This window comes from Arthrobacter sp. 49Tsu3.1M3 (assembly GCF_900168135.1).
In the GTDB taxonomy this organism is placed as follows: Bacteria; Actinomycetota; Actinomycetes; order Actinomycetales; family Micrococcaceae; genus Arthrobacter.
The window spans coordinates 142,408-158,192 of sequence record NZ_FUZD01000005.1; the positions used below are offsets into that span (position 1 = coordinate 142,408).

Sequence of the window (15,785 nt, forward strand, 5' to 3'; positions counted from 1 at the left end):
AACCTCGAATTACTTTACGCGAGCCCGGGCCCAGTTACAAATCGAGGCGGGTGTAATTTAGCCGACTAGACCGGTCTACGTGACCTTAGTCACAAAAAGTTAGGATAGTGGTGGGCCAGTTCCTTGTATTTCCGCGGTTTTTGATTTACTCCGCCCCGGTCATCCCACGTCCGGGCCCGAAATGGGCCCCCTGCCGAGCCCTAGCATTTAGGACACACCACTGAACCCGAGGAAGGGAACCGTAATGGGAGATCTGGCGCGACTGCCGTTGCTTGAAAAAGCACCCACCACACATGCCGGTCTGCTGGCATGGGTAGAAGAGGTAGCTCAACTGACCCAGCCGGACCGGATCTACTGGGTTGACGGGTCGGAAGCGGAAAACACCCGGCTGACAGACGAGCTCGTTGCCGCCGGCACCCTGACCCGCCTCAACGAGGACCTCTTCCCCAAGTCGTTCGCGGCCTTCTCCGACCCCGCCGACGTGGCCCGCGTCGAAGAGCAGACCTTCATCTGCTCCGAGAAGGAGCACGATGCCGGCTTCACCAACAACTGGATGGCCCCGGCGCAGATGAAGGAAAAGCTGCACGGCCTGTTCGCCGGCTCCATGCGCGGCCGGACCATGTACGTGATCCCCTTCGTGATGGGCCACCTCGACGCCGAGGACCCCAAGTTCGGCGTCGAGATCACCGACAGCGCCTACGTTGTCGCGTCCATGCGGATCATGGCCACCATCGGCACCGAGGTCCTGGACAAGATCACCGCGACCAACGCGTTCTTTGTCCCCGCCCTGCACTCCCTGGGCGCCCCGCTGGCCCCCGGCCAGGCCGATGTCCCGTGGCCCTGCAACCCGGATAAGTGGATTGTCCACTTCCCGGAGGAGCGCTCCATCTGGTCCTTCGGCTCTGGCTACGGCGGCAACGCCCTGCTCGGCAAGAAGTGCTACGCCCTGCGCATCGCTTCGGTGATGGCACGCGACGAAGGCTGGCTTGCCGAGCACATGCTCATCCTCAAGCTGACCTCGCCGGAGCAGAAGAACTACTACATCTCCGCCGCCTTCCCGTCGGCCTGCGGCAAGACCAACCTCGCCCTGCTGGATCCGACCATCGAGGGCTGGAAAGTCGAAACCCTCGGGGACGACATCACCTGGATGCGGTTCGGCAAGGAAGGCGAGCTCCGCGCCGTCAACCCCGAAGCCGGCCTGTTCGGCGTGGCTCCGGGCACCGGCTGGGGCACCAACCCCAATGCGATGCGCGCCATCGCCAAGGGCCACAGCATCTTCACCAACGTCGCCCTGACGGACGACGGCGGTGTGTGGTGGGAGGGCATGACCGACGAGGTGCCCGCGCACCTGACCGACTGGCAGGGTAACTCCTGGACCCCGGATTCGGACAAGCCCGCAGCCCACCCGAACTCCCGCTTCTGCACGCCGATTGACCAGATCGACATGCTTGCCGAGGAGTACTACAACCCGGACGGTGTGGAGCTTTCCGCGATCCTGTTCGGCGGCCGCCGCAAGACCACCATCCCGCTGGTCACCGAGGCGCGCAGCTGGTCCAACGGCATCTTCATGGGCTCCACCCTGTCTTCGGAGACCACAGCCGCGGCAGCCGGTGCCGTCGGCGTTGTCCGCCGGGATCCGATGGCCATGCTGCCCTTCATTGGCTACGACGCTGGCGATTACCTGAACCACTGGGTCAACCTGTCCGCGAAGGCTAACCCGGAGCGGCTGCCCAAGATCTTCCTGGTCAACTGGTTCCGCCGCAATTCCGAGGGCGGATTCGCCTGGCCCGGATTCGGTGACAACGCTCGCGTCCTGAAGTGGGCCATCGAACGCCTCGAAGGCAAGGCGGACGCCGTGGAGACCCCCATCGGGTTCGTCCCCACCGCTGACGCGATCGACCTCAAGGGCCTGGACATGACCCCGGCCCAGGTCGAAGAGGCCGTCCGTGTCGACCCCGCGGAGTGGACCACCGAGCTGGCCTCGATCGAGGAGTGGTTCGCCAACTTCGGCAGTTCGCTGCCCGAGGCCCTGCGCGCCGAACTCGCAGGACTGAAGGAGCGCATGGCTGCCGAGCAGTAGCAGCCGGCTCAACAGCACCTAATAACAGTGCAATAGGGACGGCGGCCCCGCATCTTCTTGAAGATGCGGGGCCGCCGTTTTCGTTGGGTGCGTGACGCCGGGACTTAGGTCCCTAGGCCGCGTCCGGCCGGATCCCTAGGCTTGTCCGCATTCCATCAGCCGGGCCGGCCGCCGATTGGAGCGTGCGCTGGGGGCATTCCGGGCGGGTGCGGCCGCGCCCCCGACCTGCTCGCCGTAAGCGAGATTCAGGAGTTCCTCATGCTTGTCAACGACGACATCGATGCCTTGTCCAGTACTGTCAGCGGTCCGGTCGCGTTGCCGGACAGCCCCGAATTCGCGGAGGAGACGTTCGCCTTCAACGTCGCAACGGTGCACCGGCCCGACGTCGTTCTGGGGGCCGCAGATGCCCGGGACGTCGTGGCCGCGGTGAAATGGGCGGCCGAGCGCAGGCTTCCCGTGTCCGTCCAGTCAACCGGGCACGGCGCCGAATCGGCGATCGATGGCGGCCTGCTCATCAACACGCGCCGGCTGCAGGACCTGGAGATCGATCCGGAGGAACGCACCGCACGCGTCGGCGCCGGGGTGAAGTGGCGCACCCTCCTGGAGGCCAGCGTGCCGCACGGGCTCCTCGGATTGCACGGCTCCAGCACGGACGTCGGCGTCGTTGGCTACACGCTGGGCGGCGGGCTGCCCGTGCTCGGCCGCGCCCACGGCTTCGCGGCGGACCATGTCCGCAGCATGGAGATTGTCACACCCGACGGCGCGTTGCGGCGGATCGACGCCGACGCCGAGGCCGAGCTGTTTGCACTGATGCGCGGCGGCAAGGGCAACCTGGGGATCGTGACCGCCCTCGAGTTCAATCTCTTTCCGTTCAGTGATTTCTACGGCGGCGGCATCATCTATCCCGGGGCTGATGCGGCCACCGTCCTGGCTGCCTTCCGTCACTGGCTGCCCACGCTGCCCGAGGATGCCTCACCCTCGATCTCCCTGCTGCGGCTTCCGGACATGGACTTCGTTCCCGAGCCGCTGCGGAACCAGTTCGTCGTGCACCTGCGTTTTGCGTTCCTGGGCAAGCGCGAGGCCGGAGACGCGCTGCTTGCCCCGATGCGGGCGGTCTCGACCCCCTTGATGGACACGGCCGGGCCCATGAGCTACCTCGACGTCGACCAGATCCACATGGACCCGGCGGACCCGCTGCCCTTCATGGACGGCGGCGCGCTCCTGAAGGATTTCGGCGAAGAGACGGTGGCTGACCTGCTTGAGCTCACCGGGGACGGCTCGGACTGCCCGCTGCTGCTGGTGGAGGTCCGGCCGCTCGGTGGCGCGCTGGCCCGGACCGCTGCAGTGCCGGATGCGTTGCCGGACGCCGTGTCGGGGCGGGACGCGGCGTTCCTGCTGTTCCTCGTCGGGTTCAAGGTGCCGCCCCTTGCCGAGGCCGTAGCGGCCTCCATCAGCGGGATCCTGGCCGCGATGGCTCCCCACTCCACCGGGTACACGCTGGTCAATTTCCATGGCGCACCGGGCGACGAGGCGGACCGGGCCAGGGCCTGGACGCCCGCGGTCTACGAGCGGATGCGGTCGGCGAAGTCCACGTACGACCCCGGCAACCTCCTGCGCTTCGGCCACGCGATCACCGGAGTGCCGTCGGCGGGCTGACTTCCCGTCCGGGAACCGTCGAACTCCAACCGATTGCTCCGCAACGGCCCTTTTGACCTCTCAAAAGGGCCGTTGCGGAGCAACCGATGAGTGTTTTAGCTGGCGAGCCAGATATCCGGGCCGAAGACCTCGTAGTGGATCTTCGTGGCCGGGATGCCGGCGTTGATGGCCTCGTTGCGGATGTTCTTCATGAACGGCAGCGGGCCGCACAGGTACAGCGAGGCGTTGGCCGGGAGGTCCACCTCGCGCAGGGTCATGAAGCCCGCGTTGGAACCGGCTTCGGGCTGCTCGAGCCAGAGCCGCAGGTCGGCGCCGTCCAAGCGTTCGACGTCGTCCGTCATCTGGGAGCGGAGCGCCCAGCTGTCCAGGGTGCTTTCGGCGTGCAGGACCAGGACCTGGCGGTCCGAGCCGGACTCGGCCAGGGAGCGCAGAATGGATGCCGTGGGCGTGCAGCCGATGCCGGCCGAGGCCAGGACCACGGGGCCGTCGCCCTCCTTGAGCGTGATTTCGCCGAAGGGGTTGGAGATTTCGATGACGTCGCCCACGGCAACGTTGTTGTGCAGCACGGGGGAGACCTCGCCGCCGTCGTCGAGCTTGGTGGTGAAGCTGCGGCTGGTGCCGGCGTCGCCGGAGAGGGAGTACTGGCGGACCTGGCGGAGCCCGTCCGGAAGCGTGACCTTGACGCTGACGTACTGGCCCGGCAGCGCCGCGGTGATGGGGGTGTCGTCGGCCGGTTCCAGGGTGAAGGTCATGGAGCCGGTGCCGGCAGGGGTCTTGGCGGCAACCTTCCAGGGGGTCCACATCTTGGCGTTGGCCTGTGCGGCGTAGAGGCCCTTCTCGAGCTTGATGAGGGCGTCCGCCATGAGCCAGTAGACCTCGGTCCATGCCTCGGCGATTTCCGGGGTGATGACCTCGGCCAGGTCCTCGGCGATGGCAGCGAAGAGGTGCTCGTAGACCACCTGGTACTGCGGTTCGGTGATGCCGAGGGAAGCATGGCGGTGCGCGATCCGGGACAGCACGGTCTCCGGCAGGGTGTCCGGGTTGTTCACCAGATGGCTGGCGAAAGCGGCGATGCTCCCGGCCAGGGCCTGCTGCTGATTGCCCGAGCGCTGGTTGGAGCGGCTGAACAGGCCGTCCAGCAGTTCGGGGTGGGCGGCGAAGAGGCGGGCGTAGAACTTGGGGGTGATGGCCCCGATCCGGGAACCGACCAGCGGCAGGGTGGCCTCGATGACGGGGAAGGACTTGTCCGAGAGCATGTTGACTCCTGAGATAGTGGCCCGGCGTCTTCAGCCGGGTCCGCGGCGATACTTGCATTTCAAATACAAATATCTATGCCTCAGTTCTACACTGCGTAGAAATCTATTCCAAATCGACGGGATTCCGGGCGTGGCGGCGGCGGGAGCAGGCGGGTGTCAGTGGCAAATGTCGCTGCCGGAGAAGGAACCTGTGGTGCCCATGTTCGTAAATGTCATGCCGGGAAGGGTGAGGAACTGCCAGGCCGCCAGGAAGGGCGTTGGACGCCAAACCAAAGGTTTTCCCCAGATTGGGCCGGATTTCCGCCGGACAACGGCCCACATCTGCTGGGCCGCTCAAAGGCCCGGGCGCAGCCCAATCGCCGCAAAGACGGGCGCCATCTGCCGGGAGGTCGGCAGCGACGCGATGACGATCCCGTCGAGTTCGGCGTAGAAGGCTTCGCGGGCCCGGGCCAGCGCGGCCCGGAGCCGGCATTCGGTAATGAGCGGGCACGTCCCGCCCGTGGCGATGCAGTCGGCCGGGTCCAGGCGGGTGTCCAGTTGCCGCAGCAGCTGGCCCACCGTTGCGGTCCGGCCGGCGCTGCTCAGCCGGGACCCGCCGTTGCGGCCGCGTTCGACGTCGATCAGGCCCAATGCGCGCAGCTTCGCCATCGCCTTGCTGACGTGGTTGTACGGCGTGCCGACGGCGTCGGCGATGCTCTGGGTGGTCAGGAGCCCGCCGTCCGGAGCGGCCGCGAGCACCAGCAAAGCGCGAAGGCTCACATCGGCGAACGCATTGATCTTCATATCCCCAGCCTAAGGGCGGTCTAGTCCACCCAGACGGCGGGCTCGTTGGTATCGGCGGCCAGCTGGCCGAACTCGAGTTCGTGCGTCCCGGAGTTCGCGGCGTAGGGCAGCACGGCGGCGAACAGGGAGCCGTCCTGGTGCTCTGCCGCGACGTGGATGGCGTCAGAGTCTTCCTCGAGCAGCGTGATGTCGCAGACGACGGCGGCGGCCCGGAACTCCTCCCGGTGCTGCCGGAGCAACTCGTGGAGGTCCCGGATCATGGCGTCCGCGTCGAAGTCGGCATCCGATCCGTCGCTCGCGTCCGCGGGTGTCACGGCCACCAGCCGGACTTCGCCGTCGTTCTGCACCACCAGGGCGAAGGGCAGGAAGCCGCCGTTGCGTTCCAGCTGCTCCTGCGCGGCACCGACGCCGGTGCCGAGCAGGTTCTCCAGATCCGTGGCGCTGGCGTCCGGCACGGACTCGCGCCAGGAACCGGTGTTGGCGGATTCTTCCGGATGTACTGCCACCGCTAGCCCCGGACCAGCGCCAGGACGCGGTCGCGGACGCGTTCCATGGTGGCGGCGTCCGTGGCTTCAACGTTGAGGCGCAGGAACGGTTCGGTGTTGGACGGGCGCAGGTTGAACCAGTAGCTGCCGTCGGTGGCGATGAAGGTGCTGCCGTCGAGGTAGTCGACCTCGACGTCCTCGTCGTGGAAGTCCTTGCGGACCCGCTCGACCGCGGCGGCCTTGTCCTCGATTTCCGAGTTGATCTCGCCGGATGACCGGTACGGCTCGTATTCGCGGCCGAGTTCGGAGAGCGGGCCCTCCTGTTCGCCCAGGGCGGCGAGGACGTGCATGGCGGCCAGCATCCCGGTGTCCGCATTCCAGAAGTCGCGGAAGTAGAAGTGGGCCGAGTGTTCCCCGCCGAAGATGGCCCCTTCCGCGGCCATGACGGCCTTGATGAACGAGTGCCCCACGCGGGTGCGGACGGCCCGGCCGCCGTGGCGTTCGACGAGTTCGGGAACCGCGCGGGACGTCAGCAGGTTGTGGATGACCGTGGGCGTGTCTTCACCGAGGCCCTGGGCGCGGGCGATTTCGCGGCGGGCCACCATGCCGGTGATGGCCGACGGCGAGACAGGCTCGCCCTTCTCGTCGATCACGAAGCAGCGGTCGGCGTCGCCGTCGAAGGCCAGGCCGATGTCCGCGCCGTGTTCGACGACGGCGGCCTGCAGGTCGCGCAGGTTTTCCGGCTCCAGCGGGTTGGCCGGGTGGTTCGGGAAGGATCCGTCGAGCTCGAAGTACAGCGGCACGATCTCCAGCGGAAGCTTGGGCAGCAGGGCATCGCCAAGCACGGCAGGGGTGGTGAGGCCGGCCATGCCGTTGCCGGCGTCCACCACAACCTTCAGCGGCCGGGAACCGCGCAGGTCCACGAGGCTGCGCAGGTACTCCGCGTAGCCCTTGAGGACGTCCTGCACACCAATCAGGCCAGTGCTGCCGGCCGCGGGGATGGCGCCGGCGTTGAGGTACTCCTCGGCGCGGGCCTGGATTTCCATGAGCCCGGTTTCGGAGGAGATCGGCACGGCGCCGGCCTTGGCCATCTTGATGCCGTTGTATTCGGCCGGGTTGTGGCTCGCGGTGAACGTGGCGCCGGCGGCGTTGAGGGCCCCGCACGCGTAGTAGAGCTCGTCGGTGGAGATCAGGTCCAGCAGCTGGACGTTGGCGCCGCGGGTGGCTGCGCCGTTCGCGAAGGCTTTGGCGAACTCGGGGGAGGAGGGGCGCATGTCCCCGCCCACCAACACAGTCTGCCCCGTGAGTTCCAGGACGTCGACGAAGGCGGCACCGACGGCTTCGACGATCTCCGCGGTGATGGATTGCCCCACGATTCCGCGCACGTCGTAGGCCTTGAACGAGGTCGAGAGGTCAAAAGTCTTTGTCTTGTCCGTAGTCACGCGTCTTATCTTACGTTGCGGCCCTGACGCGCCGGCCGGTCCCCGCCCCGGAATTGTGCACATAGCGGGTACCGGCTTCGTGGCTGTCGGAGGGGGCTGGGATACTGAAGCAATGGCCAGTAACCAGAACGCCCTTTCCAGCACGGCCCTAGCCGGCACCACATCCTCGACCCGGGAACAGGCGCAGAACGTACTGCGGGAGCTCGTGGGCCATCCTGAAGCCGAGTTCCATGACGGCCAGTTCGAGGCCATTGAAGCCCTGGTCGACGGCGGCAGGCGGGCCCTGGTGGTTCAGCGCACCGGCTGGGGGAAGTCGGCCGTGTACTTTGTCGCCTCCCTGCTGCTGCGCCGCCGCGGCGCCGGGCCCACCCTGATCGTGTCCCCGCTCCTGGCCCTCATGCGGGACCAGGTCGCGGCCGCGGCGCGGGCCGGGGTGCGGGCGGTGGCGATCAACTCCGCAAACCAGCTGGACTGGGACACCGTCCGCGAGCAGCTCGCCGCAGATGAAGTGGACGTCCTGCTGGTCTCGCCGGAACGACTCACCAACCCGTCCTTCCGGGAAAACCAGCTGCCCGAGCTCGTCCGCCGGACCGGGCTGCTGGTGATTGACGAGGCCCACTGCATCTCGGACTGGGGCCACGACTTCCGCCCCGACTACCGGCGCATCGCGGACCTCATCACGCAGCTCCCGGACACCGTCCCGGTGCTCGCCACCACCGCCACGGCCAACTCCCGGGTGGTGCATGACATCGAGGAACAGCTCGGCAAGGACGTGCTCACCATCCGTGGCGCGCTGGGCCGGGATTCGCTCCGGCTCGGTGTCCTGACCCTGCCCGATTCCCGCGAACGCCTCGGCTGGCTGCTGACCCACCTGCAGGATCTGCAGGGCAGCGGCATCGTCTACACGCTCACGGTCTCGGCCGCCGAGGACACCGCCCGCCTCCTGGCCGAGGCGGGGCACGAGGTCCTCGCCTACACCGGCCGCACGGACCCCGCGGACCGGGAACGCGCCGAGCAGCTCCTGAAGGACAACCAGGTCAAGGCGCTCGTGGCCACCTCCGCCCTTGGCATGGGTTTCGACAAGCCGGACCTCGGCTTCGTGGTGCACCTGGGCGCGCCGTCGTCGCCGGTGGCGTACTACCAGCAGGTGGGCCGCGCCGGTCGTGGCGCGGCGAACGCCGACGTCCTGCTGCTGCCAGGATCCGAGGACCGCGACATCTGGCAGTACTTCGCCACGGCGTCCATGCCGTCCGAGGAGAAGGCTGCCGCGGTCCTGACGGCCCTCGCCGAGGCAGGCACGGCGGTGTCCACGGTGGCTCTCGAGGCCCGGGTGGACCTGCGCCGCACCCCGCTGGAGCTGCTGCTGAAAGTCCTGGCCGTGGACGGCGCCGTCGAACGCGTCGGCGGCGGCTGGCGCTCCACGGGACAGCCGTGGAACTACGACGCCGAGCGGTACGGCCGGATCGCCGAGGCCCGGGTGGATGAACAGGACTCGATGGTCATCTACCAGGACACGGCCGGCTGCCGGATGGAATACATCACCTCGGTGCTGGACGATGAAACAGCCCGCGCCTGCGGCCGCTGCGACAACTGCGCGGGCCGCTGGTTCCGCGCCGACATCGCCGAGGACGCCACGGAGACCGCCGGGCAGACCCTGCGCCGGGCCGGCGTCGCCCTGGAACCGCGGCTGCAGTGGCCCAGCGGCATGGACCGCCTGGGCGTGCCGGTCAAGGGCAAGATCAAGCCGGAGGAGGCTCTCGCGGACGGCCGGGTGCTGGCCCGCCTGACGGACCTTGGCTGGGGCGGGGCCCTGCGGGAGGCCTTCGCCGCCGGTGCGCCCGACCGGCCCGTGGACCCGGGCATGCTGCAGGCCTGCGTCCAGGTGCTCCGGGAGTGGGGCGCCGGAGATGCCCGGACCGCGGGCTGGAGCGGGGCCGGCCGCCCTGCCGCGATCATCAGCCTGCCCTCCCGCGGCAAGCCGTTGCTGGTGGATTCCCTGGCCCGCGGGATCTCGGAGATCGGCCGCATCCCGTATCTGGGCCAGCTGCAGCTCAATCACGGCGGACCCGCCGGCGGCCGCGGCGGGAACAGCGCCTACCGGCTCGCCGGCGTCTGGGACCGCCTGGTGGTGGGACCGGAGCTGGAGGAGGCCCTGGCTGGAATCCGTGGCCAGAGCGTCATGCTGGTGGACGACCTCGTGGACAGCCGCTGGACCCTGACCGTCTCCGGGCGGGCCCTCAGGCTCGCGGGTGCCGGCGCCGTTCTGCCGCTGGTGCTGGGCCAGGCCGGCTGACCTCCGCGCCGGCGTGGCGGGGGAGGGCCAGGCTGTCCAGGGTGCTCAGGAGCATCAGGACCGCGATGGCCAGGAACGCCGCCCGGAACGGCGCCGCCGGATCACCGGCGAGCCCGGCGGATCCCGCGCGGCTGCCTGCCTCGAAGATCCGCAGCAGGAGCGCCCCGACCGCGATCCCGGCCGCGGTGGCGAGCTGCACGAGAGTTGCGGAGACGGCGTTGGCGGACGGCAGCTGGGCCGGGACGACGTCGGCGTACTGCACGGACGCGTACGCCGAGAACCCGATGGAGCGGAACGCCCCGCTGGCCACCAGCACCGCGACAATCAGCGGTTCCGGCGTGCCGGTGTCGAGCAGTGCGCACAGCGCAAAAGTGGCCGCGGAGGCCAGCGACGCGAACACCAGGACGGGCTTGAACCCGAAACGCCGGATCAGGGGCGTCGTGGCGGGCTTGATCCCGATGTTCCCCACGAACACGGCCGACACCATTGCCCCGGCGCGCAGCGGGTCCCAGCCGAAACCGACCTGGAACATCAGCGGCAGCAGGAACGGCACCGCGCTGATGGTCAGGCGGTACACGAAGCCTCCCGTGGCCGTCGCGCGGAACGTCCGCGCGCCGAAGACGGACAGATTGAACAGCGGCGTGCTGGTCCGCCGCATCCAGGCCGCCGCGGCGGCCAGGAACAGCAGGCCCGCCGCGATCCCCGCGGCCGCCAGCAGTCCGGAGTCCCGGCCGCCCATCAATTCCAGGCCGACCAGCAGGGATCCCACCCCGAGCGTGGTCAGGACCAGTCCGAGCCAGTCCAGGCGCCGCATGCTGTCGCCGCGGACTGGGGGCACCAGGCGCAGCGCGGCCAGGAAGGCTGCCAGGCCCAGGGGGAGGTTGACCAGGAAGATCCAGTGCCAGGACAGGTAGGTCGTCAGCGCCCCGCCCACCAGCGGGGCGAGGACCGGGGCCAGCAGCCCGGGCCACACGAGGAAGGCCGTCGCCCGCAGCAGGTCCTTCTTCGGGGTGCCGCGGAGCACCACCAGCGTGCCCACCGGGACCATCATGGCGCCTCCGGCACCCTGCAGGACACGGCTTAGCGTCAGCATGGTCAGGTCCTGGCTGAGGGCGCAGAGCAGCGACGCGGCCGTGAAGACGGCGATGGCGAGACAGAACACCCGGCGGGCACCGAGCCGCTCCGCGAGCCAGCCGCTGAGCGGGATGCCCATCGCCACCGTCATCAGGTAGGCGGTCATGGTGATGTTCACGTCGGCGGCCGGCACCGCGAAATCCGCGCCGATACTGGGTATGGCGGTCGTCAGGACGGTCCCGTCGAGGAACTCCATGAAGAACGTCGCGGCCACCAGCAGGGCCAGCCGCGGGCTCCAGCTGCCCCCGGCAGGGTCCGCGCCGCGCGGGACGGCATTCATGCGCGTGTCTCCACGGCCCGGTTCACCCATGGCGCCGGGGTGGTTCCGATTCCAGCACGGCCATGGCGGCGTTGTGTCCACCGATGGCACTGACGGCGCCGCCGCGGCGGGCACCTGAGCCGCAGAGCAGGATCTGCGGATCGTCCGTCGCCACGCCCCAGCGGCGCGCCGGGGTGTCCAGCGGTTCGCCGTCTTCCACGAACGGCCAGTCGAGGCCGCCGTGGAAGATATTGCCGCGGGGCATCCCCACGGCGCGTTCAATGTCCAAAGTGGTCTTGGTTTCGATGCAGGGCCGCCCGTCCGGATCGGTCAGGAGCAGATCCTCGACGGGCTCGGCCAGGACGGAGTTCAGGGAGGCCAGGACGGCGGCCTGCAGTTCGGCGCGGCGGTCCCCGTTGTTCTCCGCCGTGACCAGCCGGTCCGGGACGTGCAGGCCAAAGACGGTCAGCGTCTGGGCGCCGGCGGCCTGCAGTTCCGGGGACAGGATGCTGGGGTCGGTCAGCGAGTGGCAGTAGATTTCGCACGGCAGCGGCGAGGGCACGCATCCGGCGGCGGCGGTGCTGTAGGCGGCATCGAGCTGGGACCAGGTCTCGTTGATGTGGAACGTCCCGCCGAACGCGGCCTCGGGGCTCACGGATCCGTCCAGCAGCCGGGGGAGGCGTTTGAGCAGGAGGTTGACCTTGACCTGCGCGCCCTCGCGGCGATGGTTCGGGTTGGCGCCGGCAGCGGCGCCGGCTGGCAGGTCCGCGGCAGGCCGGCCGCGCAGCCGGTCGAGGACCACCGGCGCCACATTGGACAGCACCCACCGGGCGGAAGCCGAGTGGTCCTGGCCGCCGTGGCGGTAGTCCACGGTGCCGCCGGGCCGGACGGCGGTGACGTCCGCGGAGGTCAGGATGGTCGCGCCGGCGTCGCGCGCGGCCCTCTCCAGCTCGCCGGAGACCGCGCCCATGCCGCCGACCGGCACGTCCCAGTCCCCCGTTCCGCCGCCGATCAGGTGGTAGAGGAAGCAGATGTTCTGCTGCAGGTCCGCATCGTCAGCCCGGGCGAAGGTACCGATCAGCGCATCCGTTAGGACCACGCCGCGGACCAGGTCGCTGCCCAGCTCCCGGCGGATCGCCTGTCCGATGGGATGTTCGATCATGGCCTCCCACGCCGCGTCGGCCCCGGCCCGGGCGGCGAGGGCCCGCGCGTCGGACCGCGCCAGCAGCGGCGCGGTCATGGTGGGCCAGAGCGCCTCCGTGAGCTGCCGGCACGCGGCGTAGAACGCGGTGAAGGCGCCGAACTCGCCGTCGGGAGCGCCGACGGCGGCGAACGACGCGGCCGTGGCGGCCTCGTCCCCGTTGTCCACCAGCAGGGCCCGGCTGCCGTCCGCGGGGTCCGGGGTGTAGGAGGAATAGCGCCGCCGCGCCAGCGTGATGCGCAGGCCGAGGTCGTCGATGATCTGCCGCGGCAGGAGGCTGACGAGGTATGAGTAGCGCGAGAGGCGGGCGTCGACGCCGTCGAACGCGTGGGCGGACACCGCGGCGCCGCCGGCGTGTTCCAGCTTTTCCAGGACCAGGACGTCCCGCCCGGACTTGGCCAGGTACGCGGCCGCGGCCAGTCCGTTGTGGCCGCCGCCGACGATGATGGCGTCAAATTCCGTGGTGCTCGACATGGCCCTATCCTGCCATCCGGATCCGCCGGCGGGCGTGAGGCGTCCGGCCACCGGACGGGCCGAGGCGGCGGGACGTGAAGGCGCGGGGGCAGACCAGCGCCAAAACGAACGACGTCGATCCGCCCTGATCCGCCCGGGAACGCAAAAGGCCCCGGTCCGAGGACCGGGGCCAAACGCGGAGACGGGGGGATTTGAACCCCCGGTGGAGTTGTGCCCCACACTTCATTAGCAGTGAAGCCCATTCGGCCGCTCTGGCACGTCTCCAATTGCTATTAACTAGCCAACCAAGGATACGCAGAAGGTGCCACGCAGTGCAAAACGGCCGCTCCAGAACAACACGGGGTCACTTCCGGTCCATGACGGGGCGCCGGATGGGCCGGATATGACCCCGCGTTGCTGTCGGCGGCAGGGGTGCGGAATCAGGCCTCCTGGCCGGCGAGGGCCCGCCACAGGAAATGCTGGCTGCGGCTTTGCAGGGCCGCAGCCTGCCGGTTGTCCGAGGCCCCCGCGTGGCCGCCCTCGAGCGCCTCGTGGAACCAGACATTGGGGATGCCCATGGCCTGCATGCGGGCCGCCATCTTCCGGGCCTGGGCCGGCCCCACCCGGTCATCCGAAGTCGCCGTCCAAATAAACGTCTCCGGGTAGTCCACGCTGTCCTTGAGCAGGTGGTACGGCGAAAACGTCTTCAGGAACTCCCACTGCTCGGGCACGTCTGGGTCGCCGTATTCGCCGATCCAGGAATAGCCCGCGGACAGCTTGGTGTACCGGCGCATGTCCAGGAGCGGGACCCCGCAGGACACGGCGCCGAACAGCTCCGGGTACTGGGTGAGCATGTTGCCCACCAGCAGTCCGCCGTTGGAGCCGCCCACGCAGCCGAGCCGCTGACGGGACGTGACGCCGCGGGAGATCAGGTCCTTCGCGACGGCGGCGAAGTCCTCATAGGCCCGGTGACGGTTGCCCTGCAGCGCGGCGCGGTGCCAGTCCGGCCCGTACTCGCCGCCGCCGCGGATGTTCGCCACCACGTAGACGCCGCCGCGGCGGTGCGCGCCTTCGCCCTCTGCGCCGCTGGACTCCGCGGTCCGCCGCTCCAGCCACGCGCGGCCGATCGCGCCGCTGTACGCCGGCGTCCGCGAAATTTCGAAGCCGCCGTAGCCGGAAAGCTGGGTAGGGTTCTGGCCGTCCAGCACCAGGTCCCTGGCGGCCACCTGGAAGTACGGAACCTTCGTGCCGTCGCTGGAGGCCGCGAAGTGCTGCTGGACTTCGTAGCCGGCCTCGTCGAAGAACGACGGCGAGGTCCGGATCACCTCGTGCGTGCTGGTCACCGATCCGCCGTCGCGGGTGAGTGTCCCGCGGGTCAGTGTCGTCGGCGTCGTGAAGCCGGTGGCCACCAGCCAGAAGTCGTTCCCTGCGCCGGGCGCCTCGCCTTCGGCGACCGAGGCGGCGCCGCCGGTACCGTCGTCGTCCGAGCCTTCGGCGTCGTCCTCGTCATCCACCGCGAAGGCATTGACGTCGTGCAGCGGCGGGCAGGCATCCAGCACGGTGGCGGCCCAGGCGGCGTCCGTGCCGGGGCGCCGCGGATCCAGGACGTGGATCTCCGAGGACACGTCCCGGAGCAGGTTCAGCAGCAGGAAGTCCCGCGTCCAGCTCCAGGACTGCAGGGAGGTGTGCGGATCGGGCGTGAAGAGCACGGCGAGGTCCCGGGAGCCGGCGAGGAAGTCCTCGAAGCCGGCCGCGAGGAGGGAGCCAGCCGGGTGGGTGGTGCCGTTGACGGTCCAGTCACGCTGCGGGCGGAACAGCAGCCATTCACGGTGCGAGCTCAGGTTCACGTCCGCCGGGACGTCGATCTGCACCCATGCACCATCGCGCAGCACCGACGTGTTCTTCTCGAAAAAGCTGATCCAGTCGACGGCGAACGTGCGTTCGAAGCCCGGCGTGGAGTCGTGGGCCACGATTGCCATCATGTGGTCCTCGGGAATGTCGAACAGCTGCTCGGCCTGGGCCAGGGACTCGCCGCGGCGCAGCTTTACCCCGGTGCGGGCATAGGACGAGGTGGTCCGCGGCAGGTCGTGGGCGGTGGTGGCGACCAGCAGGGTGTCCCCGTCCAGCCAGGAGGCGTTGCCCTTGCCGGTCGGGAGGTCGAAGCCGCCGTCGGCCGGGTCCACGAAGCCGCGGGCCTCGACGTCGAACTCCCGGTGGCGGTTGGCGTCCCCACCGTCGGGGGAGAAGGCCAGCAGGGCCCGCCGGTGGGGTTTACCCGGGGCAGGGCGGAGGAAATTGGCGCCGTGGAAGACCCAGTCCTGGCCCTCGGCGGCGGCGAGAGCGTCTACGTCCAGCAGGACATCCCACTCGGGGGTCCCGGCCCGGTAGCTGTCCCAGCTGGTGCGCCGCCACAGGCCCCGGGGGTTGTCCCGGTCCTTCCAGAAGTTGTAGTACCACTCGCCGTGCTTGCCCACCATTGGGATCCGGTCGGTGGAGTCGAGGACCTCCAGGATCCGGCCTTCCAGATCGGCGTAGTCGGCGTCCTCGAGGAGCTCCTCGGTGCGGGCGTTCTGTTCATGCACCCACGCCAGCTGCTCCTGGCCGTAGATGTCCTCCAGCCAGATGTTCTCGTCGACGGGTTCGGGGGAAGTCCCTCCAGCCGGGAGGGCGCCGGTGGCCTCGCCGGACGCGGACGGGTGGTCAGCTTCTGTGGTGGTCATTTTCCCATCCAAGAACATCGGTG

The 15,785-nt window shown here is 69.2% G+C and carries 10 protein-coding genes and 1 tRNA gene; 3 read left to right on the forward strand and 8 right to left on the reverse strand.

Translation table 11 applies throughout. The features are described 5' to 3' along the window. Nucleotides 1-244: 244 nt before the first annotated feature. Entirely contained in the window at nucleotides 245-2,080 is a 1,836-nt protein-coding gene (locus B5X90_RS08635; protein WP_079551979.1) for a phosphoenolpyruvate carboxykinase (GTP), read from the forward strand. Between the two features lie 258 nt (nucleotides 2,081-2,338). Then, entirely contained in the window at nucleotides 2,339-3,736 is a 1,398-nt protein-coding gene (locus tag B5X90_RS08640) for an FAD-binding oxidoreductase (RefSeq protein WP_079551981.1), read from the forward strand. A gap of 95 nt (nucleotides 3,737-3,831) precedes the next feature. On the opposite strand, the gene B5X90_RS08645 is transcribed toward B5X90_RS08640, so the two are convergent. From B5X90_RS08645 to B5X90_RS08660, 4 genes are all read right to left on the reverse strand, one after another. Then, nucleotides 3,832-4,992, reverse strand: coding sequence for a globin domain-containing protein (locus B5X90_RS08645; RefSeq protein ID WP_079551983.1), 1,161 nt, complete (start codon nucleotides 4,990-4,992; stop codon nucleotides 3,832-3,834). A gap of 333 nt (nucleotides 4,993-5,325) precedes the next feature. After that, nucleotides 5,326-5,775, reverse strand: a complete 450-nt coding sequence (locus tag B5X90_RS08650) for an RrF2 family transcriptional regulator (RefSeq protein ID WP_079551985.1) — start codon at nucleotides 5,773-5,775, stop codon at nucleotides 5,326-5,328. 20 nt (nucleotides 5,776-5,795) lie between these two features. After that, nucleotides 5,796-6,281: a hypothetical protein gene (locus B5X90_RS08655; protein ID WP_079551987.1), complete on the reverse strand. Its 486-nt coding sequence runs from the start codon at nucleotides 6,279-6,281 to the stop codon at nucleotides 5,796-5,798. A gap of 2 nt (nucleotides 6,282-6,283) precedes the next feature. Beyond that, nucleotides 6,284-7,702: a phosphomannomutase/phosphoglucomutase gene (locus B5X90_RS08660; protein ID WP_079551989.1), complete on the reverse strand. Its 1,419-nt coding sequence runs from the start codon at nucleotides 7,700-7,702 to the stop codon at nucleotides 6,284-6,286. Nucleotides 7,703-7,814: 112 nt separating this feature from the next. On the opposite strand from B5X90_RS08660, the gene B5X90_RS08665 reads away from it, so the two are divergent. Beyond that, nucleotides 7,815-9,995: a RecQ family ATP-dependent DNA helicase gene (locus B5X90_RS08665; RefSeq protein ID WP_079551991.1), complete on the forward strand. Its 2,181-nt coding sequence runs from the start codon at nucleotides 7,815-7,817 to the stop codon at nucleotides 9,993-9,995. Here B5X90_RS08665 and B5X90_RS08670 read toward each other — a convergent pair. The 4 genes from B5X90_RS08670 to B5X90_RS08685 form a co-directional block, all read right to left on the reverse strand. Then, entirely contained in the window at nucleotides 9,940-11,409 is a 1,470-nt protein-coding gene (locus B5X90_RS08670) for an MFS transporter (RefSeq protein WP_079551993.1), read from the reverse strand. The two genes, B5X90_RS08665 and B5X90_RS08670, sit on opposite strands and share 56 nt — an antisense overlap. 22 nt (nucleotides 11,410-11,431) lie before the next feature. Continuing rightward, complete coding sequence (locus B5X90_RS08675) at nucleotides 11,432-13,063, reverse strand: phytoene desaturase family protein (RefSeq protein WP_079551996.1); 1,632 nt, start codon at nucleotides 13,061-13,063, stop codon at nucleotides 11,432-11,434. Nucleotides 13,064-13,239: 176 nt separating this feature from the next. Further along, nucleotides 13,240-13,327: transfer RNA gene (locus B5X90_RS08680), tRNA-Ser, on the reverse strand. Between the two features lie 155 nt (nucleotides 13,328-13,482). Next, complete coding sequence (locus tag B5X90_RS08685; RefSeq protein ID WP_079551998.1) at nucleotides 13,483-15,762, reverse strand: prolyl oligopeptidase family serine peptidase; 2,280 nt, start codon at nucleotides 15,760-15,762, stop codon at nucleotides 13,483-13,485. Nucleotides 15,763-15,785 lie beyond the last annotated feature (23 nt).